This is a genomic window from Streptomyces tendae, from assembly GCF_014650435.1.
Classification (GTDB): domain Bacteria; phylum Actinomycetota; class Actinomycetes; order Streptomycetales; family Streptomycetaceae; genus Streptomyces; species Streptomyces tendae.
This window is the reverse complement of the sequence record NZ_BMUY01000006.1, coordinates 201,085-222,474: the sequence shown is the minus strand read 5'-3', so window position 1 is coordinate 222,474 and position 21,390 is coordinate 201,085. Positions and strand designations below refer to the sequence as shown.

20 protein-coding genes are annotated in these 21,390 nt (G+C 71.5%); 15 read left to right on the top strand and 5 right to left on the bottom strand.

Translation table 11 applies throughout. The features are described 5' to 3' along the window. Positions 1–84: 84 nt before the first annotated feature. Positions 85–528, bottom strand: a complete 444-nt coding sequence (locus IE258_RS18205; protein ID WP_127892813.1) for an SRPBCC family protein — start codon at positions 526–528, stop codon at positions 85–87. A 160-nt stretch (positions 529–688) separates the two neighbouring features. Here IE258_RS18205 and IE258_RS18200 point away from each other — a divergent pair, with 160 nt between their 5' ends. The 4 genes from IE258_RS18200 to IE258_RS18185 all read left to right on the top strand — a co-directional run bounded on the left by IE258_RS18200 (position 689) and on the right by IE258_RS18185 (position 4,501). After that, on the top strand, positions 689–1,735 hold the full coding sequence (locus IE258_RS18200) for an Rv2578c family radical SAM protein (protein WP_189744728.1): 1,047 nt from the start codon (positions 689–691) through the stop codon (positions 1,733–1,735). A gap of 186 nt (positions 1,736–1,921) precedes the next feature. Next, positions 1,922–3,511: an alpha/beta hydrolase gene (locus IE258_RS18195; protein ID WP_189744726.1), complete on the top strand. Its 1,590-nt coding sequence runs from the start codon at positions 1,922–1,924 to the stop codon at positions 3,509–3,511. Positions 3,512–3,566: 55 nt separating this feature from the next. After that, entirely contained in the window at positions 3,567–3,965 is a 399-nt protein-coding gene (locus tag IE258_RS18190) for a RidA family protein (RefSeq protein WP_189744724.1), read from the top strand. Beyond that, positions 3,962–4,501: a GNAT family N-acetyltransferase gene (locus IE258_RS18185; protein ID WP_189744722.1), complete on the top strand. Its 540-nt coding sequence runs from the start codon at positions 3,962–3,964 to the stop codon at positions 4,499–4,501. The genes IE258_RS18190 and IE258_RS18185 overlap by 4 nt, the downstream gene beginning before the upstream one ends. A gap of 37 nt (positions 4,502–4,538) precedes the next feature. On the opposite strand, the gene IE258_RS18180 is transcribed toward IE258_RS18185, so the two are convergent. Continuing rightward, positions 4,539–5,132: an adenylosuccinate lyase gene (locus IE258_RS18180; RefSeq protein WP_189744720.1), complete on the bottom strand. Its 594-nt coding sequence runs from the start codon at positions 5,130–5,132 to the stop codon at positions 4,539–4,541. A 380-nt stretch (positions 5,133–5,512) separates the two neighbouring features. Here IE258_RS18180 and IE258_RS18175 point away from each other — a divergent pair, with 380 nt between their 5' ends. The 9 genes from IE258_RS18175 to pssA all read left to right on the top strand — a co-directional run bounded on the left by IE258_RS18175 (position 5,513) and on the right by pssA (position 16,405). Continuing rightward, entirely contained in the window at positions 5,513–7,318 is a 1,806-nt protein-coding gene (locus tag IE258_RS18175) for a 3-hydroxyacyl-CoA dehydrogenase family protein (RefSeq protein WP_189744718.1), read from the top strand. 136 nt (positions 7,319–7,454) lie between these two features. Continuing rightward, positions 7,455–8,270, top strand: coding sequence for a TetR family transcriptional regulator (locus tag IE258_RS18170; protein WP_127892815.1), 816 nt, complete (start codon positions 7,455–7,457; stop codon positions 8,268–8,270). A 334-nt stretch (positions 8,271–8,604) separates the two neighbouring features. Further along, positions 8,605–9,948: a crotonyl-CoA carboxylase/reductase gene (ccrA, locus tag IE258_RS18165; protein WP_127892806.1), complete on the top strand. Its 1,344-nt coding sequence runs from the start codon at positions 8,605–8,607 to the stop codon at positions 9,946–9,948. Positions 9,949–9,966: 18 nt separating this feature from the next. Then, a complete protein-coding gene (locus IE258_RS18160) occupies positions 9,967–11,994 on the top strand; it encodes an ethylmalonyl-CoA mutase (protein ID WP_189744716.1) in 2,028 nt (675 codons plus the stop codon). Then, a complete protein-coding gene (locus IE258_RS18155; protein ID WP_127892804.1) occupies positions 11,991–12,953 on the top strand; it encodes an HpcH/HpaI aldolase/citrate lyase family protein in 963 nt (320 codons plus the stop codon). The genes IE258_RS18160 and IE258_RS18155 overlap by 4 nt, the downstream gene beginning before the upstream one ends. Before the next feature lie 5 nt (positions 12,954–12,958). Then, positions 12,959–13,528, top strand: coding sequence for a MaoC family dehydratase (locus IE258_RS18150; RefSeq protein WP_189744714.1), 570 nt, complete (start codon positions 12,959–12,961; stop codon positions 13,526–13,528). Positions 13,529–13,531: 3 nt separating this feature from the next. Next, positions 13,532–14,737, top strand: coding sequence for an acyl-CoA dehydrogenase family protein (locus IE258_RS18145; RefSeq protein ID WP_159325628.1), 1,206 nt, complete (start codon positions 13,532–13,534; stop codon positions 14,735–14,737). Positions 14,738–14,907: 170 nt separating this feature from the next. Beyond that, on the top strand, positions 14,908–15,564 hold the full coding sequence (locus tag IE258_RS18140) for a phosphatidylserine decarboxylase (protein ID WP_104631952.1): 657 nt from the start codon (positions 14,908–14,910) through the stop codon (positions 15,562–15,564). A gap of 22 nt (positions 15,565–15,586) precedes the next feature. Then, the gene (gene pssA, locus IE258_RS18135; RefSeq protein WP_030178550.1) at positions 15,587–16,405 is read left to right on the top strand and encodes a CDP-diacylglycerol--serine O-phosphatidyltransferase; all 819 of its coding nucleotides are present in this window, start codon (positions 15,587–15,589) and stop codon (positions 16,403–16,405) included. 267 nt (positions 16,406–16,672) lie between these two features. Here pssA and IE258_RS18130 read toward each other — a convergent pair whose 3' ends face one another. Further along, positions 16,673–17,815, bottom strand: a complete 1,143-nt coding sequence (locus IE258_RS18130) for a glycerate kinase (RefSeq protein WP_189745046.1) — start codon at positions 17,813–17,815, stop codon at positions 16,673–16,675. A 185-nt stretch (positions 17,816–18,000) separates the two neighbouring features. On the opposite strand from IE258_RS18130, the gene IE258_RS18125 reads away from it, so the two are divergent. Both IE258_RS18125 and IE258_RS18120 read left to right on the top strand, forming a co-directional pair. Continuing rightward, positions 18,001–18,495 carry an NUDIX domain-containing protein gene (locus IE258_RS18125; RefSeq protein ID WP_159325627.1) on the top strand — a complete coding sequence of 165 codons (495 nt, stop codon included), beginning with the start codon at positions 18,001–18,003 and terminating at the stop codon, positions 18,493–18,495. A 135-nt stretch (positions 18,496–18,630) separates the two neighbouring features. Further along, positions 18,631–19,374, top strand: a complete 744-nt coding sequence (locus IE258_RS18120; protein ID WP_189744712.1) for an SIR2 family NAD-dependent protein deacylase — start codon at positions 18,631–18,633, stop codon at positions 19,372–19,374. On the opposite strand, the gene IE258_RS18115 is transcribed toward IE258_RS18120, so the two are convergent. Together IE258_RS18115 and IE258_RS18110 are read right to left on the bottom strand one after the other, a co-directional pair. Next, positions 19,371–19,865 carry a methylated-DNA--[protein]-cysteine S-methyltransferase gene (locus IE258_RS18115; protein ID WP_189744710.1) on the bottom strand — a complete coding sequence of 165 codons (495 nt, stop codon included), beginning with the start codon at positions 19,863–19,865 and terminating at the stop codon, positions 19,371–19,373. The genes IE258_RS18120 and IE258_RS18115 overlap by 4 nt on opposite strands. A 37-nt stretch (positions 19,866–19,902) precedes the next feature. Continuing rightward, the gene (locus IE258_RS18110; RefSeq protein WP_308434189.1) at positions 19,903–21,387 is read right to left on the bottom strand and encodes an AlkA N-terminal domain-containing protein; all 1,485 of its coding nucleotides are present in this window, start codon (positions 21,385–21,387) and stop codon (positions 19,903–19,905) included. Positions 21,388–21,390: the final 3 nt, after the last annotated feature.

Below are 21,390 nucleotides of genomic sequence, written 5' to 3'. Positions count from 1 at the left end.
CGAGTTACGGACGTACGGTGCGTTCGGACGGAGATCACTCGAACCGGTGAGGCGGCCAACGGCCGCCCCGTGGTTGCGCTTTGGCTACTTCTCGACCTCGGCGGCGAGCTTGGCGAGCAGCGCGTCGTAGATCCGGGCGAGGCCCTTGGGAGCGAAGGTCTTCTCGAAGAAGCCGCCGACGCCGCCCGCGCCCTGCCAGGTGGTGACCACGACGACCCGGGACTTGCCCTCGCCCGCCGGGGTGACCCGCCAGGTGGTGACCATGGAGGAGTTGCGGTCCTTCTCGACCAGCTCGCCGTCGGTCGGCTCGGTGACCTCCAGCAGGCAGTCGCGGACGCGCTTGCTGGTGGCCTGGAGCTTCCAGTGCACGAGGGTGCCCTCGCCGTCGCCGCCCTCCCGGACCTCGTACTCGCTGAAGTGCTCGGGCAGCAGCTTCTCGCGGGTGCCGCTGTAGTCGGCGAGGGTGTCGAACACCGTCTCCGCGTCCGCTGCGACGATCCGCTCCGTCGTCGCCTCGACCTGCGCCATCGGGTTCCTCCAGGGCCTGGTTCTCGGGTTCGGGGCAAGCCAACCACCCCGCCGCCCGGCCACCAAATCGGGGGGCGCGAAGCAGCCCCACACGACTCGCCCGCACGATCAAGGGAACAAGTGTTCTATTGTGTCGAACAGTGCTACCGAGGAGGCCGCAATGCGCTGGGAGAACCTCACGGACTCCGACCACGCCCGGGCGGCGGACACCGCGCTGTTCGGCGCGGGCGCCGTCACCACCCGCACCTTCGACACGCCCGAGTTCCGCGGCATCACCTTCCACGAGGTGCGGGCCCGCTCGATCCTGAACCGGGTGCCGGGGGCCTCGCGCATGCCGTTCGAGTGGACGGTGAACCCCTACCGGGGCTGCACGCACGCGTGCGTGTACTGCTTCGCGCGCAAGACACACAGCTACCTGGACCTCGACACGGGGCTCGGCTTCGACTCCCAGATCGTCGTCAAGGTGAACGCGCCCGAGCTGCTGCGCCGCCAACTGGCCTCGAGCCGCTGGCAGGGCGAGCACGTCGCGATGGGCACCAACGTCGACTGCTACCAGCGCGCGGAGGGCCGCTACCGGCTGATGCCGGGCATCATCGAGGCCCTCACCGAGCGGGCGAACCCCTTCTCGATCCTCACCAAGGGCACGCTGATCCTGCGCGACCTGGACCTGCTGACCCGGGCGGCCCGGGTGACGGACGTGGGCATCTCGGTCTCGGTCGGCTTCACCGACGCGGAGCTGTGGCGCACCGTGGAGCCGGGCACCCCGGCGCCGGAGCGCAGGCTGGAGGTGGTCAGGGCCCTCGGCGAGCGCGGCATCGGCTGCGGGGTGCTGATGGCCCCGGTCATCCCCTTCCTCGGCGACGAGCCGGCCCAGCTGAGGGCCACCGTGCGGGCCATCGCCGCCGCGGGCGCCACCTCGGTGACGCCGCTGGTGCTGCACCTGCGTCCGGGCGCCCGCGAGTGGTTCATGGACTGGCTCGGCCGGCACCATCCGCACCTGGTCCGTCGGTACCAGCGGCTGTACGCGGACGGTGCCTACGCCCCGAAGTGGTACCAGCGCCGGATCACGCGCCAGGTGCACGACCTGGCCCGCGAGTACGGCATCGGACCCGCGCGCGCGGGGATGCCCCGGCGGATCGCGGAGCCGGCGCCCCCGGGGCCGGCCGGACCCGCGGCCAGCGAGCCGGTGCAGCTGTCGCTCCTGTGAGGACCCTGGAGCACGAGCCCCGGTCGAACACGTCCGAGTAGGCGCATTGGAGGGCATCTTCCGACCCGATCGGGTCAAGTAGGGACAGGTCTCGTTCTTCCGAAGGCGCTCCCCGGGACGATCCGGCGAGGACCGCGACCCGCGCGGACCGCAGCCCCGCCGTCCTGGGAGTCCTGGGAGAACGCCATGAGACAACGCGCAGCCGTGCTGTGCGGCGCCGCCGTCATCGCCGCCGGGACCGTCACGGCCGTCCCCGCCGACGCGAGCGCGCCACGGCCCGCGCACCCCGCGTCCGCGGCGCCCGCGGCGCGCCCGCACTGGGAGAAGTGCGCCACGGAGGACTACCCGACGCTCCAGTGCGCGACGTTGGAGGTGCCGCTCGACCACGCGCGTCCGCGCGGGAGGCAGATCACGCTGGCGCTGTCGCGCGTCCCGCACACCGCCAGGACGTACCAGGGCCCGCTGCTGGTGAATCCCGGCGGCCCCGGCGGCAGCGGGCTGACGCTCGCCGGGTTCGTGGCGTCGTCGCTGCCCGCGAAGGTGGCCGCACAGTACGACGTCATCGGCTTCGACCCGCGCGGGGTGGGGAAGAGCACTCCCGCGCTGGACTGCCTGCCGGGCCACTTCGACCCCGTGCGTCCCGACTCGCTGCCGGACACGCCGGAGGTCGAGCGGGCCAACCTGGCGCGCGCCGAGTCCTTCGCCGACGCCTGCGGCGACAAGTACGCGGACGTGCTGCCGCACATCGACACGGTGAGCGCCGCGCGGGACGTGGACGCGATCCGCGCGGCGCTCGGTGCCGAGCGGCTCAACTACTTCGGCTACTCGTACGGCACCTATTTGGGCGCCGTCTACGCCAAGCTCTACCCCGAGCGGGTGCGGCGGCTGGTCCTGGACTCCGTCGTCGGTCCGGACGACGTCTGGTACGACGCCAACCTCAACCAGGACCTCGCCTTCAACGACCGCCACCGGGCCTTCCTGGCCTGGATCGCCGAGCACGACGCCGCCTACCGCCTGGGCACCGACCCCGAACGGGTCGAGGCCGCCTGGTACGCCATGCGTGCGGCGCTGGCGAAGCGGCCCGCCGGAGGGAAGGTGGGCGCCTCCGAGCTGGAGGACACCTACATGCCCGGCGGGTACTACAACGGCTACTGGCCCTACCTGGCCGAGGCGTTCGCCGCGTACGTGAACGACGAGGACACCGGCCCGCTGGTCGAGGCGTACGACAACTTCGGGGCCCCGGACGCCTCCGGGGACAACGGCTACAGCGTCTACACCGCGGTGCAGTGCCGCGACGCCGCCTGGCCGCGGGACTGGGACGAGTGGCGCGACGACAGCTGGGACCTGTACGCGAAGGCACCCTTCATGGTCTGGAACAACGCCTGGTACAACGCGCCGTGCGCGTTCTGGCCCACGGGGTCCGGGCAGCCGGTGGACGTCGCGGGCGGCGACCTGCCCCCCGTCCTGATGTTCCAGGCGACGGGCGACGCGGCCACGCCGTACGAGGGCGGCGTCAGCGCGCACCGGCTGCTGCGGGACTCCGCCCTCGTCGTCGAGGAGGGCGGCGGGAACCACGGGATCACGCTGAGCGGCAACGACTGCCTGGACGAGCACCTGGCCGCCTATCTCACCGACGGCACCGTGCCGCGCGGGGACGGAGGCGAGGCGGACGCGGTGTGCCCGGCGCTGCCCGACCCGAAGCCGCTGGAGTCCAAGGCCGCGTCCACGTCCTCGCGCGGTTCGACCCTGCACGCGCTGCTCGGCTTCCGCGGCTAGCCGCTCACCTCGACCCCGTCGGGGCGTTGTCAGTGGCGTGGTCCACCATGGACGCATGAGTGAGCTGACCAGGATCCCCGCACCCGAGGGCGTCGCGCCCGCCGCGCAGTACACGCATGTCGTCCTCGGCACCGGGCGGTTCGTGGCCGTCTCCGGGCAGCTCGCCCTGGACGAGGACGGCAAGGCGGTCGGCGAGGGCGACCCCGAGGCCCAGGCCCGCCAGGTGTTCGAGAACCTGCGCCGGTGCCTGGCCTCGGCCGGCGCGACCTTCGACGACGTGGTGAAGCTGACCTTCTTCGTCACGGACATGGCCCACATGGGCGCGATCCGCGCGGCCCGCGCCGAGCACATACCCGACGACCGGCTGCCGGCCGCGTCGGCGGTGCAGGTGGCCGCGCTGGTCCGGCCGGAGTTCCTCATGGAGATCGAGGCGTTCGCGGTCGTGGCGCCGTGAGCGGCCCGCAGTCGCGCGTGCGGGTGCGGGAGATGGTCCTCGCGGACTGCGACCGCGTGGCCCTGATCCGCGTCCGTGGCTGGCAGAGCGCCTACCGGGGCCTGATGCCACAGCCGCACCTCGACGCGATGGACCCCGCCGCCGACGCGGAGCGGCGCCGCGTCATGTTCGCCCGGCCTCCGGAGGGCGTGGTGAACCTGGTCGCCGAGGACGAGGGCGGCGAGGTCGTCGGCTGGGCCTGCCACGGCCCCTACCGGGACGGCGAGGTGCGCACCGCGGACGCCGAGCTGTACGCCCTCTACGTCGACGCCGGACGGCTCGGCACGGGCGTCGGGCGGGCCCTGACGCAGGAGTCGGTGCGCCGGTGCGAGAGCGCCGGGCACGCGCGCATGCTCCTGTGGGTGCTCAAGGGCAACGCCCGCGCCCGACGGTTCTACGAGCGGGCGGGCTTCCGGCCGGACGGCGCCGAGGAGCCCTTCGACGTCGACGGCGTCGCGGTGCCCGAGGTGCGGTACACCCGCCAGCTGAACGGCTGACGGAACGTCACCACGGGGACCGGCACCGGCCGGTGCCTCACCGCTGCCCCGGGATGCGCGCCAGCGCCCGCACCGCCGCCTCGGCCAGTACCGGGTGGGCGAGGGCGTCGTTCAGGACGGGTGCGGCACGCTCGTCGCCGAGGGTGCCGAGGCCCTCGACGCAGGCGAGCGCGACGCGCCGGTACGGGTCGTGCGGGCGCAGCCGCCGCTCCAACGTGGTGATCAGCGCGGGCACCGACTCCGGGGCCCGCAGCTCGACCAGCAGTCGCACCGGGTGCAGGGCGTAGGCGACCCGCAGTTCGTTGGTGGCGAGGGCCGCGGCCGCGCGGGCGGTGCGCGGGTCGCCGAGGCGGGCCAGGGCGTGGGCGGCCGAGGCGCAGCGCGGCGGGTCGCGGTGGTTGAGCAGCAGTACGAGTGACTCGAAGGCCCGCCGGTCCCCCGCCACCCCGAGCCGGAACGCGGCCAGTTCCCGGGCCCACAGCGGGTGTCCGGGCTCGGTGAGCACGGCGGCCAGCTCGTCGAGGTCGCCGGTCGCCGCGAGCCGGTCGTACACCTTCCGCGCGCCCGGGGCGCCCGTCGCCGCCGCCTCGGCCCGTAAGCGCTCCGTGAGCGCTCGCAACTCTTCGTCCATGGCACCGAGGTTAGGCGCGTCACACCGGGCGTGGGACCTACATCACGAACGACGGGGGCTGGCGCGCTCGTTACCCGCGGGTTAACCTCAGACGAGCGGGTCACCCACCCGCAGCAACTCCTCACGGTGGTCTGGTGACGCAACCACCGGGAGGGCAGTCGGTCCGGTACCTCGGGTACCGCATCAGGACTCGGCCTCGGGACAGGGCCGGTCACAGGCCGCCGGGCGGGCGTGTACGCCCTCCGCGACGGCACCGGGCGTGTGCGCGAGTCGGCCCGGCAGCACCCGCACTCCCTTCCTTCTCCTTCTCACGCACCCGGTGCGCCCCACGGCGTACCCGGGCGTGCTTCCGTCGTCACCCTCATTCCTGGAGTCCCGCGATGGCCACTCCCCTGTCCGACACCCCTCTGTCCCCGCTCCGGACGATCGCCGTCGTCGGCCTCGGCACGATGGGCACCGGCATCGCCGAGGTCCTGGCCGGGGCCGGCCGCGAGGTCGTCGGCATCGACGTCAGCGAGGCGCAGGCCGTCAAGGCGGTCGCCGCGCTGGAGTCCTCCACCGCCCGTGCCGTCGAGCGCGGGCGCCTGACCGAGCAGGAGCGCGGCGCCGCCCTGGGCCGCGTCCGCACCTCCACCGACCTGCGGGCCGCCGCCGACGCCGACCTGGTCATCGAGGTGGTCCCGGAGTCGTACGAGATCAAGCAGCGGGTCTTCCGGGAGCTGGACGGGATCGTGCGTCCGGAGACGGTCCTGGCGACCGGCACCAACGCGCTGTCCGTCACGCGTCTCGCCGCCGACTCGGCCCGCCCGGAGCGGGTGCTCGGACTGCACTTCTTCAACCCTGCGCCGGCGATGAAGCTGGTCGAGGTCGTCTCCTCGGTGCTGACCGCGCCCGCCGCCGTCACGGCCGTCACCGACCTCGCCCTGGACCTCGGCAAGGAGCCGGTCGCGGTCGGGGACCGGCCCGGCTTCGTCGCGGACGGGCTGCTGTTCGGCTACCTCAACCAGGCCGCCGCGATGTACGAGGCGAACTACGCCTCCCGCGAGGACATCGACGCCGCGATGCGGCTCGGCTGCGGCCTGCCGATGGGACCGCTGGCCCTGCTCGACCTGGTCGGCGTGGACACCGCGCGCACGGTCCTGGAGGCCATGTACGCGGCCTCCCGGGACCGTCTGCACGCGCCGGCGCCGATCCTGAGGCAGCTCAGCGAGGCGGGCCTGACGGGACGCAAGGCGGGGCGCGGCTTCTACACCTACGAGGCGCCCGGCAGCGCGGTCGTCGTGCCGGACACGCTGACCCCGGCCAAGGGCGGCGACGCGGTCGCCGGGCGGCCGGTGCGCGCGGTGGGGGTGGCCGGTTCGGGCACCATGGCGTCCGGCATCGCGGAGGTGTTCGCCAAGGCCGGGTACGAGGTGGTGCTGGCCGCCCGCAGCGCGGAGAAGGCGCAGACGGCCAAGGCCCGGATCGGGAAGTCCCTGTCCCGTTCGGTCGACAAGGGCCGCATGAGCGCCGAGGCGGCCGCGCGGACGCTGGAGCTGATCACGCCGACGGGCACGTACGACGACTTCGCCGACGTCGACCTGGCCGTGGAGGCCGTCGCCGAGGACCTGGAGGTGAAGCGGCAGCTGTTCGCCGCGCTGGACAAGGTCTGCAAGCCCGGCGCGGTGCTGGCCACCACCACGTCCTCGCTGCCGGTCGTCGCCTGCGCCCGCGCCACCTCGCGCCCGCAGGACGTGATCGGGATGCACTTCTTCAACCCGGCCCCGGCGATGAAGCTGGTCGAGGTGGTCCGCACGGTGCTGACCGCCGACGACGTGCACGCCACCGTGCACGAGGTCTGCGCCACGGTGCGCAAGCACGCCGTGGACTGCGGAGACCGGGCCGGGTTCATCGTGAACGCGCTGCTGTTCCCGTACCTCAACAACGCGGTCAAGATGGTGCAGGAGCACTACGCGACCCTGGACGACATCGACGCGGCGATGAAGCTGGGCGGCGGCTACCCGATGGGCCCGTTCGAGCTGCTCGACGTGGTCGGACTCGACGTGTCGCTGGCCATCGAGAAGGTCCTGCACCGGGAGTTCCGCGACCCGGGCCTCGCCCCGGCGCCGCTGCTCGAGCACCTGGTGGCCGCCGGCTGCCTCGGCCGCAAGACGGGCCGCGGTTTCCGCGAGCATGCCCGCCGCTGACCGGCCGGGCGACTGGTTCGGGTCCGAGGAGGACTGGGGCGGACTGCTCGATCCGGCCGGGTCTCCCCCGCCTGCCGCAGGCGGGGGAATCCCCGGTCACGCGCATGATTGCGCCCGCATGCAGTACGTTCGGGTCATGTCCCAGCCCGCCAAGTCCTCACGTACCTCAGCCACGTCCGACGCGCCGGAGAGCGCGGCCGGCAGCCGGGCCGCCGCCCAGCGGCTCAAAATGCGCCGGGAACTGGCGGCGGCGGCGATGGAGCTGTTCGCGACCAAGGGGTACGAGGCGACCACCGTCGACGAGATCGCGGCCCAGGCCGGGGTCGCCCGCCGCACCTTCTTCCGTCACTTCCGCTCCAAGGAAGAGGCGATCTTCCCGGACCACGACGACACCCTGGTGCGGGCCGAGGCGGTGCTCAACGCGGCGCCCGCGCACGAGCATCCGCTGGACACGGTGTGCCGCGGCATCAAGGAAGTCATGAAGATGTACGCGGCCCGGCCGGAGATCTCGGTGGCCCGCTACAAGCTGACGCGCGAGGTTCCCACCCTGCGCGAGGCGGAGATCGCGTCGGTGGCCCGTTACGAGCGGCTGTTCACCCGCTATCTGCTCGGCCACTTCGACGAGCACGCGCACGACGACGACGCCAACGACGACCCGCTGCTCGCGGAGGTCGCGGCGTCCGCCGTGGTGACCGCGCACAACCACGTGCTGCGGCGCTGGCTGCGGGCCGACGGGCAGGGCGACGTGGAGGCCGAGCTGGACCACGCCTTCGCGATCGTGCGGAAGACCTTCGGCACGGGCATCGGGGCGGGCCGCAGCACGGCCTCCACCGCCCGTCCCGCCGCCTCCTCGGCCTCCGTGCAGGGCGAGGTGCTCGTGACGGTGGCGCGCACCGACGCGCCGCTGCACGAGGTCATGCGCACCATCGAGCAGGCGCTCAAGGAGCGCTGACCGACCCTTCCGCACCGTTCCGCGCTGTGACGACGGCCACCCACCGGGTGGCCGTTTTTGCATGTCGGCGCCCCTTTTCCGCCTTCGGCGGGAGGCGATTCGATCGATCATCGCTCATCTGTCGGGTAAAGAATTCATCTGAGAACAGTCTCTGGCACTCAGTGCCTTGCGAGGTGACACGCGGTGTCATACGTTGAAGGTGTTCGGGCTGTCCCCGCACCTCATCCCCTGCGCGTCCGAACGCCTGCGTCACAGGCACACACCCTCACCTCAGCAGCACCGACGTAACCCTCAGCGCCCCTCCCTCAGGGCGCTCACCGCCGGAGGCAACACCGTGACCGTGAAGGACATCCTGGACGCGATCCAGTCGCCCGACTCCACGCCGGCCGACATCGCCGCACTGCCGCTCCCCGAGTCGTACCGCGCGATCACCGTGCACAAGGACGAGACCGAGATGTTCGCGGGCCTCGAGACCCGCGACAAGGACCCCCGCAAGTCGATCCACCTGGACGACGTGCCGGTGCCCGAGCTGGGCCCCGGTGAGGCCCTGGTGGCCGTCATGGCCTCCTCGGTCAACTACAACTCGGTGTGGACCTCCATCTTCGAGCCGCTGTCCACCTTCGGGTTCCTGGAGCGCTACGGCCGGGTCAGCGACCTCGCCAAGCGCCACGACCTGCCCTACCACGTCATCGGCTCCGACCTCGCCGGTGTCGTCCTGCGCACCGGTCCGGGCGTCAACGCCTGGCAGGCGGGCGACGAGGTCGTCGCACACTGCCTCTCCGTCGAGCTGGAGTCCTCCGACGGGCACAACGACACGATGCTCGACCCCGAGCAGCGCATCTGGGGCTTCGAGACCAACTTCGGCGGCCTCGCCGAGATCGCGCTGGTCAAGTCCAACCAGCTGATGCCGAAGCCGGACCACCTCAGCTGGGAGGAGGCCGCCGCCCCCGGTCTGGTCAACTCCACCGCGTACCGGCAGCTGGTCTCCCGCAACGGCGCCGGGATGAAACAGGGCGACAACGTGCTCATCTGGGGCGCGAGCGGCGGACTCGGCTCCTACGCCACCCAGTTCGCCCTCGCCGGCGGCGCCAACCCGATCTGCGTCGTCTCCAGCGAGCAGAAGGCCGACATCTGCCGGGCGATGGGCGCCGACGCGATCATCGACCGCAGCGCCGAGGGCTACCGGTTCTGGAAGGACGAGAACACCCAGGACCCCAAGGAGTGGAAGCGCTTCGGCAAGCGCATCCGCGAACTCACCGGCGGCGAGGACATCGACATCGTCTTCGAGCACCCCGGCCGCGAGACCTTCGGCGCCTCGGTCTTCGTCACCCGCAAGGGCGGCACCATCACCACCTGCGCCTCGACCTCGGGCTACATGCACGAGTACGACAACCGCTACCTGTGGATGTCCCTGAAGCGCATCATCGGCTCCCACTTCGCCAACTACCGCGAGGCATGGGAGGCCAACCGCCTCATCGCCAAGGGCAAGATCCACCCGACGCTCTCCAAGGTGTACTCCCTGGAGGACACCGGCCAGGCGGCGTACGACGTCCACCGCAACCTCCACCAGGGCAAGGTCGGCGTGCTGTGCCTGGCGCCCGAGGAGGGCCTGGGCGTGCGCGACCAGGCCAAGCGCGCCCAGCACCTCGACGCCATCAACCGCTTCCGGAACATCTGACGGCGACGGAGGCCACACATGACTGAGCGTCAGAAGGACCGGCCGTGGCTCATGCGCACCTACGCCGGTCACTCCACGGCCGAGGCGTCCAACGAGCTGTACCGGCGCAACCTCGCCAAGGGCCAGACGGGTCTGTCGGTCGCCTTCGACCTGCCGACCCAGACCGGCTACGACTCCGACCACGTCCTCGCCCGCGGCGAGGTAGGCCGGGTCGGCGTGCCGGTCGCGCACCTCGGTGACATGCGCCGGCTGTTCCAGGACATCCCGCTGGAGCAGATGAACACCTCGATGACCATCAACGCCACGGCCATGTGGCTGCTGGCGCTCTACCAGGTGGTCGCGGAGGAGCAGGGCGCGGACATCACCAGGCTCCAGGGCACGACCCAGAACGACATCGTCAAGGAGTACCTGTCCCGGGGCACGCACGTCTTCCCGCCGGGACCGTCGCTCCGCCTGACGACGGACATGATCGCGTACACGGTCTCCCACCTGCCCAAGTGGAACCCGATCAACATCTGCAGCTATCACCTGCAGGAGGCCGGCGCCACGCCGGTGCAGGAGATCGCGTACGCGATGTCCACCGCGATCGCCGTGCTCGACGCGGTGCGCGACAGTGGTCAGGTGCCGCAGGAGCGCATGGGCGACGTGGTCGGCCGGATCTCCTTCTTCGTCAACGCGGGAGTGCGTTTCGTCGAGGAGATGTGCAAGATGCGCGCCTTCGGCCGCATCTGGGACCGCGTCACCCGCGAGCGCTACGGCATCGAGAACCCCAAGCACCGCCGCTTCCGCTACGGCGTCCAGGTCAACTCCCTGGGCCTGACCGAGGCTCAGCCGGAGAACAACGTCCAGCGGATCGTCCTGGAGATGCTGGCGGTCACCCTCTCCAAGGACGCACGCGCGCGTGCCGTGCAGTTGCCGGCCTGGAACGAGGCACTCGGACTGCCCCGCCCCTGGGACCAGCAGTGGTCGCTGCGCATCCAGCAGGTGCTGGCGCACGAGAGCGACCTGCTGGAGTACGAGGACCTCTTCGAGGGCTCGAAGGTGGTCGAGGCGAAGGTCGACGAGCTGGTCGAGGCGGCGTTCGCGGAGATCGACCGCATCCAGGAGATGGGCGGCGCGATGGCCGCCGTCGAGTCCGGCTACCTCAAGTCCCAGCTGGTGGCCTCGCACGCCGAGCGCCGGGCCCGGATCGAGTCCGGCGAGGAGAAGATCATCGGTGTCAACGCCTTCGAGGGCACCGAGCCCAACCCGCTGACCGCCGACCTGGACACCGCGATCCAGACGGTCGACCCGGCGGTGGAGGCCCGCGTCATCGCCTCGCTGCAGAACTGGCGGGACACGCGGTACCAGCCGCCCTTCAACCACCCGCGCCCCTGCAAGGCGCTGGAGAAGCTGAAGGAGGCGGCGCGCGGCACCGGCAACCTCATGGAGGCCACCCTGGAGTGCGCCCGCGCCGGCGCCACGACCGGTGAGTGGGCCGGAGCGCTGCGCGAGGTCTTCGGTGAGTTCCGCGCACCGACCGGCGTGTCCTCGGCACCGGTCGCGGTCGCCGCCGAGGAGGGCTCGGCCCTCTCCGAGGTGCGCCGCAAGGTGGAGCTGACGGCCAAGGAGATGGGCGTCGGCAAGCTCCGCTTCCTGGTCGGCAAGCCCGGCCTGGACGGCCACTCCAACGGCGCCGAGCAGATCGCCGTGCGCGCCCGCGACGCCGGGTTCGAGGTGGTCTACCAGGGCATCCGGCTCACCCCGGAGCAGATCGTGGACGCCGCCCTGGCCGAGGACGTGCACGCGGTGGGCCTGTCCATCCTGTCCGGCTCGCACGCCCAACTGGTGCCGGACGTGCTCGAACGGCTCCGTGTGGCCGGTGCCACAGATATACCGGTGATCGCCGGTGGCATCATCCCGAACGGTGACGCCGAGGAACTGCGGACCGCGGGAGTGGCCGCGGTCTTCACCCCGAAGGACTTCGACATCACCGGCATCATCGGCCGGATCGTCGACGAGATCCGGAACGCGAACAAGCTCGACCCCCTGGAGGTCCCCGCATGACCACGGTCAACCGTCTCCGCCCCCGGCGTTCCTGCCTGGCCGTACCGGGCTCGAACCCGCGCTTCCTGGAGAAGGCCCAGGGCCTCCCGGCGGACCAGGTCTTCCTGGACCTGGAGGACGCCTGTGCCCCGCTCGCCAAGCCGGAGGCGCGGCACACCATCGTCAAGTTCCTCAACGAGGGCGACTGGACCGGCAAGACCCGCGTCGTGCGCGTCAACGACTGGACGACCGAGTGGACGTACCGGGACGTGGTGACGGTGGTGGAGGGCGCGGGCCCGAACCTGGACTGCATCATGCTGCCGAAGGTCCAGGACGCCCAGCAGGTCGTCGCGCTCGACCTCCTCCTCACCCAGATCGAGAAGACGATGGGCTTCGAGGTCGGCCGGATCGGCATCGAGGCGCAGATCGAGAACGCGCAGGGTCTGAACAACGTCAACGAGATCGCCCAGGCCAGCCCGCGCGTGGAGACCATCATCTTCGGCCCGGCCGACTTCATGGCGTCCATCAACATGAAGTCCCTGGTCGTGGGCGAGCAGCCGCCCGGTTACCCGGCGGACGCCTACCACTACATCCTGATGAAGATCCTGATGGCCGCCCGCGCCAACAACCTCCAGGCGATCGACGGCCCCTACCTCCAGATCCGCAACGTCGACGGCTACCGCGAGGTCGCGCAGCGCGCCGCCGCCCTCGGCTTCGACGGCAAGTGGGTGCTGCACCCCGGCCAGGTCGAGGCGTCCAACGAGATCTTCTCGCCCTCCCAGGAGGACTACGACCACGCCGAGCTGATCCTGGACGCGTACGACTACTACACGTCCGAGGCGGGCGGCAAGAAGGGCTCGGCGATGCTCGGCGACGAGATGATCGACGAGGCCAGCCGCAAGATGGCGCTGGTCGTCTCCGGCAAGGGGCGTGCGGCCGGCATGCGGCGCACCAGCAAGTTCGAGATCCCGGAGGGCTGAGGGCGATGCAGTTCGGACGCACCTACGAGGAGTTCGAGGTCGGGGCGACGTACAAGCACTGGCCCGGGAAGACGGTCACGGAGTACGACGACCACCTGTTCTGTCTCCTCACCATGAACCACCACCCGCTCCACATGGACACCAACTACGCCGAGAAGACGACGGACTTCGGCAAGAACGTGGTGGTGGGCAACTACATCTACTCGCTCCTGCTCGGCATGTCCGTCCCGGACGTCTCCGGCAAGGCGATCGCCAACCTGGAGATCGAGTCGCTCAAGCACGTGGCGCCGACCTTCCACGGCGACACGCTCTACGGCCAGACGACCGTGCTCGACAAGTGGCCCTCCAAGTCGAAGAACGACCGCGGCATCGTCCACGTCGAGACCAAGGGCTACAAGCAGGACGGCACCCTGGTCTGCGTCTTCCGCCGCAAGGTGATGGTGCCGACCGAGACGTACGTCAAGGAGCGCGGCGGCGAGCAGCCGGGCCGCCCGCCCGTCTCCCACCACCACCCTCAAGGGACGCCCCTCCGGGGCGACACCTCCGTTTCCGAGCTGAAGGAACAGGGGAAGTAAGCGATGGCCCGTCTCGCCCAGACCGCCGGTCTGACCGACGTCCAGCAGGAGATCCTCTCCACCGTCCGGGACTTCGTGGACAAGGAGATCATCCCGGTCGCCACCGAACTGGAGCACCGCGACGAGTACCCGCAGGACATCGTCGACGGACTCAAGGAGCTCGGCCTGTTCGGGCTGATGATCCCCGAGGAGTACGGGGGTCTGGGCGAGTCGCTCCTGACCTACGCCCTGTGCGTCGAGGAGATCGCCCGCGGCTGGATGTCGGTGTCCGGCATCATCAACACGCACTTCATCGTGGCGTACATGCTCAAGCAGCACGGCACGCAGGAGCAGAAGGACCACTTCCTGCCCCGCATGGCCGCGGGCGACATCCGGGGCGCCTTCTCGATGTCGGAGCCGGCGCTGGGCTCCGACGTGTCGGCGATCTCCTCGAAGGCCGTCAAGGACGGCGAGGAGTACGTCCTGAACGGCCAGAAGATGTGGCTGACGAACGGCGGTACGTCGTCGTTGGTGGCCGTTCTGGTCCGGAGTGACGAGGGTCACCCCGAGGGGACCGCCCCGCACAAGTCGATGACGACCTTCCTGGTGGAGAAGGAGCCCGGTTTCGGTGAGGTCCGGCCGGGTCTGACCATCCCCGGCAAGATCGACAAGATGGGCTACAAGGGCGTCGACACCACCGAGCTCATCATGGACGGCCTGCGCATTCCGGCCAATCGGGTGCTCGGCGGCGTCACCGGCCGAGGTTTTTACCAAATGATGGACGGCGTCGAGGTCGGCCGCGTCAACGTGGCGGCCCGTGGCTGCGGCGTCGCTCAGCGTGCCTTCGAACTCGGCGTCCGGTACGCCCAGCAGCGTCACACTTTCGGCAAGCAGATCGCCCAGCACCAGGCCATCCAGTTCAAGCTCGCGGAGATGGCTACCAAGGTGGAGGCGGCGCATGCGATGATGGTGAACGCTGCACGCAAAAAGGATTCGGGCGAACGAAACGACCTGGAAGCGGGGATGGCCAAGTACCTCGCCTCCGAGTACTGCAAGGAGGTCGTGGAGGACGCCTTCCGGATCCACGGCGGGTACGGCTTCTCCAAGGAGTACGAGATCGAGCGCCTCTACCGCGAGGCGCCGATGCTGCTCATCGGTGAAGGCACCGCCGAGATCCAGAAAATGATCATCGGCCGCCGACTGCTCGAAGAGTATCGATTCCAGGGTTAGATGTCCGGATACGGGGTGTTTTCTTGGAGAAGAAGGTCACACCCCGTAGGCAGTGTTCGGCCGCCGACTCGGCTTCCTGGCTTACCCAGTTGCGGCAGGAAGCCGCTACGATCGCCGGAAAGCCGCCGTCCCCCGTCATAGCGCGGCATCATCCGCTACGAAGGTCATCCATGCCCCACAGCCAAACCTCTGCACCTCGCGACAGCCTCGCCGGCGTACGCCTCGCGCGCGGAGCCTCGCCGTGGCTTCTGCCGACCGTCGCCACCGCAGCCGTCAGCCTCCTGCGGGCCCGCCGTTCCGGCGCCGCCAAGGCCGTCGCCGTCCCCGCCACCGCGCTCGCGGCGGGGATGCTGTGGTTCTTCCGCGACCCCGAGCGCGAGATCACGCAGGGCCGGGTCGTCTCGCCCGCCGACGGTGTGGTGCAGAGCATCATGCCGTGGAAGGACGGCCGCACCCGCGTCGCGATCTTCATGAGCCCGCTCAACGTCCATGTCAACCGCGCCCCGCTGTCGGGCACGGTGACGTCGGTCGAGCACGTGCCGGGCGGCTTCGTTCCCGCTTTCAACAAGGAGAGCGAGAACAACGAGCGCGTCGTGTGGCACTTCGACACCGAGCTCGGCGACATCGAGATGATCCAGATCGCCGGCGCGGTGGCCCGCCGCATCGTTCCGTACGTGCCGCAGGGCACCAAGGTCGAGCAGGGCGAGCGGGTCGGTCTGATCCGCTTCGGCTCCCGCGTCGACCTGTACCTGCCGGAGGGTGTGGAGGTCGACGTCGAGGTGGGTCAGAAGACGGTGGCTGGGGTGACTCGAATTGACCGTGATTGATCCACAGACCCAGGCCGGATGGGTGCCGGAGGCCGACGAGGTGGACGACGAGGAGGAGATGCCGCTCTCGCTCCGCCTGTCGATAGCGGACACGCTCACGCTCGGCAACGCCACGTGCGGCTTCATGGCGGTGTACTTCACCACCACCGGCATCCTGATCCCGCACCTCATGGGCAGCGACGAGTCGGGCATGGCCCGGCACAGCGCGGCCACCGCGGTCATCCTGATGCTCTGCGCGGCGATCTTCGACCTGTTCGACGGCCTGGTCGCCCGCAAGCTGCGGTCCTCGCCGATGGGCGCGGAGCTGGACAACCTCTCCGACCTGATCAGCTTCGGCCTCGCGCCGGCGTACTTCGTCCTCGTCTACGGCATGGTCGCGGACGACGCCTACCAGCGGGTGGCGGCGGTGGGGGCGATCGTGGTGCTGCTGGCGGTGGTGCTGAGGCTGGCGCGGTTCTCCTGCGTCACGGTCAAGGACGGCACGTTCCAGGGCATGCCGTCGCCGTTCGGGGCGCTGACGGTGGTGTCGATCGTGCTGCTCGAGCTGCCCTTCGTGGCGACGCTGCTGGCGATTCTCGGCACGGCCTGGCTGATGGTGAGCCGGGTCGAGTACCCGAAGCCGCGGGGGCGCCTCGCGGTGGCGATGCTGTCGTGGATCGTCCTGTCGATGGGGCTGCTGGCCGGCTGGGCGTTCGACGCGCCGAGCGGGCAGCTGCTGCTGCAGACGGGGTGTGCGTTGCAGTTGGTGATGGGGGCGGTCATCCCCCTGTTCGCCACGGCTCGCAGGGTGAACAATTTCCGTGACAATCGGCGGGAGGCGCGGGCCGCGCAGCTTCCGTGACGTGTGACTGTCGGTGGGCCCCGGACCCGGGTTGGGTTCGGGGCCCACCGCTTTTCGGCGCCCGGTGTCGGTGCGGGCGTCCCTGGGGGCTCCGCCCCCAGACCCCTGGGCCTATGCCCACCCACCACCCGACTCGCTTGGAACATGGGCGAGCTATCCAGCCCGTCCGGCGTTTGAGGACGAGGCCCGTTCAGGGCCGAAACGGGGGTCTGGGGGGCAGAGCCCCCAGGGTCGGGAACGGGAAGGGGCGGCGGGGGCGGGACTCCCCTACGCGACGAAGTCCCGCGCGATGGACTCAGCCACCCGCTCCAGGATGGGCCCGGCATCCGCGATGCACTTCGCGACGTCCGGCTCCACATCCGTCAGCGGATACGCCCGCCGGATCCCGGCCCGCCCCAGCACCTCCGCCGGCAGCGCAAGGCGTCCGCACACCGCGACGACCTCCTTGCCCGCGGCCCTGGCCGCCGCGGCGACACCGGCCGGCGCCTTCCCGTGCAGGGTCTGCTCGTCCAGCGAGCCCTCCCCGGTGATCACCAGGTCCGCCCGCTCCAGCGCCGGCGCGAAGCCCAGCACGTCCAGCATCACCTCGATGCCGGGCCGGAACCGCGCGCCCAGCAGCATCGCGCCGAACCCGATGCCGCCCGCCGCACCCGCGCCCGGCGACGCGGCGTACTCGGCGGCACGCGTGCCCACGGTCTCCGTCCGCTCCAGCACCTTCGCGAAGTGCGCCAGGGCCGCGTCCAGGGCCGTCACGTCGTCCGGCGAGGCACCCTTCTGCGGCCCGTAGACCGCCGGGGCGCCCTTCGGGCCGGTCAGCGGATTGTCGACGTCGCTGGCGAGCACCAGCTCCACGTCGGACAGGCGGGGGTCGAGGCCCGACAGGTCGGCCGAGGCCAGGCCCGCGAGGCCGCCCCCGCCGGGTGCGACCGGCTCGCCGTCCCCGTCCAGGAACCGCGCGCCCAGCGCGGCCAGCATCCCGGCGCCACCGTCCGTCGTGGCGCTGCCGCCGACCCCGAACACGATCGTCCGCGCGCCCGCGTCCAGCGCGGCCCGCAGCAGCTCGCCCGAGCCGTACGTGGACGACGTCAGCGGTGCCAGGACGCCCTCCGGGAGCCGCTGGAGGCCGCTGGCCTCGGCCATCTCCACGACGGCGGTGTGCTCGCGCAGCGCGTACGCCGCCGTCACCTCGTCACCGAGCGGCCCGGCGACCCGCACCTCCCGGCGTTCGAACCCGGCCGCGACCGCCGCGGCCACCGTGCCGTCGCCGCCGTCGGCGACGGGCAGCGCCTCGACCAGGACGTCCGGCACGACGCGGCGCAGTCCGGCCGTGACGCGCTCGGCGACCTCGACGGCCGTCAGCGACCCCTTGAACTTGTCCGCGGCGACGAGGACCCTGCGGGTCCCGTCCACAGCAGCGTCAGCCACCTTGCTCTCCCCTTGCTCTCCGAGCCTTGCGCACGTCAAGGCAGTCGCGCCGCTGCGACCCTAACCGGAGGACACCCGCGCCGTCATGCCCCGCCCACACCGTGGAACCCGCGGTGCGCCCGCCCCCAGGGTTGCGTCGGGCCCGGGGCCGGGCTCGTTAGGCTTCCGGAATGACCACTGCTGACTACGCCACCTACATCGCCGGTCTGCCCCGCGTCCTCGCCGGTGCCGCCGCGGTCTTCCGGGACGCCGGGGGGCGGGTGCTGCTCGTCGAGCCCAACTATCGCGAGGGGTGGACGCTGCCGGGCGGGACCATCGAGTCCGACGCCGGGGAGAGCCCGCGGCGGGGCGCGTGGCGGGAGACCCTGGAGGAGATCGGCCTCGACGCGCGGATCGGACGGCTCCTCGCGGTGGACTGGTCGAGCGGGGCGGGCCGGCCGCCGATCGTGGCGTACCTCTACGACGGCGGGGTGCTGTCGGAGGACGACCTCAAGGCGATCCGGCTGCAGGAGGAGGAGCTGCTGTCCTGGCGGCTGGTGCCGCGCGAGGAACTCGGCGCCCACCTGCTCGGCTCCCTGCACGGCCGGGTGCTGGCCGCGCTGGACGTACTGGCGGACGGCTCCGGCACGGCCGAACTGGAGGACGGCGTGCGGGTCGACCGGTAGTCGTTCGTACCGACGACCCTCCGTACCGGTGACCAGTCATCGGCAACCCTCCCTACCGGTGACCAGTCGTGCCGCCGACCATCCGTACCGATAACCCTTCGCCGACCGCCCCACCGGCGCCCTACCCTCGACCGCATGACCGGCAAGCCCCTCGTCGCCATCCTCAGCGGTGCCGGCGTTTCGACCGACTCCGGCATTCCCGACTACCGCGGTCCGAACGGGCTGTGGCGGCGCGACCCGGAGGCCGAGAAGCTCGTCACGTACGAGTACTACATGGCCGATCCGGAGATCCGGCGGCGCTCCTGGCTGATGCGGCGCGAGACCGCGGCGCTGCACGCCGAGCCGAACGCGGCGCACCGCGCGGTGGCCTACCTGGAGCGGCGCGGGGTACCGGTCCGCGTGCTCACGCAGAACGTGGACGGTCTGCACCAGCTCGCCGGGGTCTCCGCCCGCAAGGTCCTCGAACTGCACGGCACCGCTCGCGCCTGTGTGTGCACCGGCTGCGGAGCCCGGGGCCCGATGGCGGATGCCCTCGCCCGGATCGAGGCCGGTGAGGACGATCCGCCGTGCCTGGACTGCGGCGGCGTCCTGAAGCCGGCGACGGTGATGTTCGGCGAGCGCCTCGACCCGGTGGTGCTGGGCGAGGCGGCCGCCATCAGCAAGGCGTGCCAGGTGTTCGTCGCCGTCGGCACCAGTCTCCAGGTGGAGCCCGCCGCCGGACTGGCCGGCGTCGCCGTCGAGCACGGGGCCCGGCTGATCGTCGTCAACGCGGAGCCGACGCCCTATGACGACCTGGCCGACGAGGTGGTCCGGGAGCCGATCGGCACCGCCCTGCCCGAGCTGCTGCGCGGGCTGGGCTCGCCGGGGACAGGGGCCTAGAACAACGGCTCCGGTCCCGCCGTCCCCCGTTCGAAGTCGAGCAGTCGCTGCTTGCGGTCCAGGCCGCCGCCGTAGCCGGTGAGGCCGCCGCTCGCGCCGATGACGCGGTGGCAGGGGACGATGATGCCGATCGGGTTGCGGCCGTTGGCGAGGCCCACCGCGCGGGAGGCGGTGGGGTTGCCGAGGGCGGCGGCGAGCTCGCCGTAGGTGCGGGTCTCGCCGTAGGGGATCTTTTGGAGCTGCGCCCAGACGGTGCGCTGGAACGCGGTGCCGTTCAGCCGCAGGCCGAGGGTGAAGTCCTTCAGTTCGCCCGCGAAGTAGGCCTCCAGTTGCTCCTCGGTCTCGGCGAAGGGGCGTTCGTCCCGGGCGCCGAAGGTCTCCTCGGGCGGGCGGTGGCGCTGGTCGGTCATGTAGAGGCCGCACAGGGCGCCGTCCTCGGCGACGAGGGTGAGGGCACCGTAGGGGCTGTCGATCACGGTGTGGTGTTTCACGGGTTCGCTCCGACTCCTCGGACGGGCTCAAAAGGGCTCATACGGGCAGGAAGTTGATCGGGTGGTCGTCGGTCGCCCACAGGTACTGGACGGCGTACGCCCGCCAGGGCCGCCAGGCCGCCGCGCGGGCGGTGAGCGCGGCCGGAGTGGAGGGCAGGCCCAGTTCGGCGGCGGCGCGGCGGATGCCGAGGTCGGTGGGGAGGAAGGCGTCGGGGTCGCCGAGGGCGCGCATGGCGATGACGTCGGCGGTCCAGGGACCGAAGCCGGGGAGGGCCAGGAGCCGGTCGCGGGTCTCGGCCCAGTCGGATTCGACGCCCAGGTTGAGCGAGCCGTCGGCCAGGTGGGTGACCAGGGTGGTGAAGGTGGTGCGGCGGGTCCGCGGCATGGCGAGGGTCTCGGGGTCCACCGCCGCCAGTGCCGCGGTGGACGGGAAGAGGTGGGTCAGGCCGCCCTCGGGGTCGTCCACCGGATCGCCGTGCGCGGTGACCAGGCGGGCGGCGTGCGTACGGGCGGCGGCGGTGGAGACCTGCTGCCCGAGCACGGCCCGTACGGCGAACTCCGCCTCGTCCACCGTGCGCGGCACCCGCCGCCCGGGGGCCTTGTCGACGAGCGGTGCGAGCAGCGGGTCGGCCCGCAGTTGGTCGTCGATCGCCGTCGGGTCGGCGTCCAGGTCGAGCAGGCGCCGGCAGCGGCTGATGGCGACGGTCAGGTCGCGCAGGTCGCTGAGGGTGAGGCGGCAGGCGATGTGATCGGGGTTGGGGGTGAGGGTCACGATGCCGTGACCGTACGGGAGGCGCAGAGTGCGCCGGTACGCGCCGTCCTTCCACTCCTCCACGCCGGGTACGGCGGTGGCGGCGAGGTGGCCGAAGAGGTTGTCGGGGTTGAGCGGGGTGCGGAAGGGGAGGCGGAGGGACAGGGCGCCGGGAGCGGTGGGGGCGGGGCGGTTCCTGGGGGCGCGGGTGCGCAGTTCGCTCGGGGAGAGGGCGTAGACCTCGCGGACCGTGCCGTTGAAGGTGCGGATGGAGGAGAAGCCGGCCGCGAAGGCGATGTCCGCCATGGGCAGCGGGGTGGTCTCGATCAGCAGCCGTGCGGTCTGGGCGCGCTGGGCCCGGGCGAGCGCGAGGGGGCCGGCGCCCAGTTCGGCCAGGAGCTGGCGTTCGACCTGCCGGGTGCTGTAGCCGAGGCGGGCGGCGAGGCCGGGCACGCCCTCGCGGTCGACGACGCCGTCGGCGATCAGGCGCATGGCGCGGGCCGTGAGGTCGGCGCGCCGGTTCCACTCGGGCGAGCCGGGGCTGGTGTCCGGGCGGCAGCGCTTGCACGCCCGGAACCCGGCCTGCTGGCAGGCCGCCGCGCTCGGGTAGAAGGTCATGTTCGCGGGCTTGGGCGGCACCACCGGGCAGCTGGGCCGGCAGTAGATGCGGGTCGTCAGGACGGCCGTGAAGAACCAGCCGTCGAACCGCGCGTCCTTCGACTGCACGGCGCGCACGCAGCGCTCGGTGTCGGTGTGCATTCCCGTCTGCATGTA

Excerpts from the sequence above, each read along its gene's own strand:
- IE258_RS18205 (WP_127892813.1), bottom strand. The coding sequence starts at position 528 with ATGGCGCAGGTCGAGGCGACGACGGAGCGGATCGTCGCAGCGGACGCG.
- IE258_RS18200 (WP_189744728.1), top strand. The coding sequence starts at position 689 with ATGCGCTGGGAGAACCTCACGGACTCCGACCACGCCCGGGCGGCGGAC.
- IE258_RS18195 (WP_189744726.1), top strand. The coding sequence starts at position 1,922 with ATGAGACAACGCGCAGCCGTGCTGTGCGGCGCCGCCGTCATCGCCGCC.
- IE258_RS18190 (WP_189744724.1), top strand. The coding sequence starts at position 3,567 with ATGAGTGAGCTGACCAGGATCCCCGCACCCGAGGGCGTCGCGCCCGCC.
- IE258_RS18180 (WP_189744720.1), bottom strand. The coding sequence starts at position 5,132 with ATGGACGAAGAGTTGCGAGCGCTCACGGAGCGCTTACGGGCCGAGGCG.
- IE258_RS18175 (WP_189744718.1), top strand. The coding sequence starts at position 5,513 with ATGGCCACTCCCCTGTCCGACACCCCTCTGTCCCCGCTCCGGACGATC.
- IE258_RS18170 (WP_127892815.1), top strand. The coding sequence starts at position 7,455 with ATGTCCCAGCCCGCCAAGTCCTCACGTACCTCAGCCACGTCCGACGCG.
- IE258_RS18160 (WP_189744716.1), top strand. The coding sequence starts at position 9,967 with ATGACTGAGCGTCAGAAGGACCGGCCGTGGCTCATGCGCACCTACGCC.
- IE258_RS18155 (WP_127892804.1), top strand. The coding sequence starts at position 11,991 with ATGACCACGGTCAACCGTCTCCGCCCCCGGCGTTCCTGCCTGGCCGTA.
- IE258_RS18150 (WP_189744714.1), top strand. The coding sequence starts at position 12,959 with ATGCAGTTCGGACGCACCTACGAGGAGTTCGAGGTCGGGGCGACGTAC.
- IE258_RS18145 (WP_159325628.1), top strand. The coding sequence starts at position 13,532 with ATGGCCCGTCTCGCCCAGACCGCCGGTCTGACCGACGTCCAGCAGGAG.
- IE258_RS18140 (WP_104631952.1), top strand. The coding sequence starts at position 14,908 with ATGCCCCACAGCCAAACCTCTGCACCTCGCGACAGCCTCGCCGGCGTA.
- IE258_RS18125 (WP_159325627.1), top strand. The coding sequence starts at position 18,001 with ATGACCACTGCTGACTACGCCACCTACATCGCCGGTCTGCCCCGCGTC.
- IE258_RS18120 (WP_189744712.1), top strand. The coding sequence starts at position 18,631 with ATGACCGGCAAGCCCCTCGTCGCCATCCTCAGCGGTGCCGGCGTTTCG.
- IE258_RS18110 (WP_308434189.1), bottom strand. The coding sequence starts at position 21,387 with ATGCAGACGGGAATGCACACCGACACCGAGCGCTGCGTGCGCGCCGTG.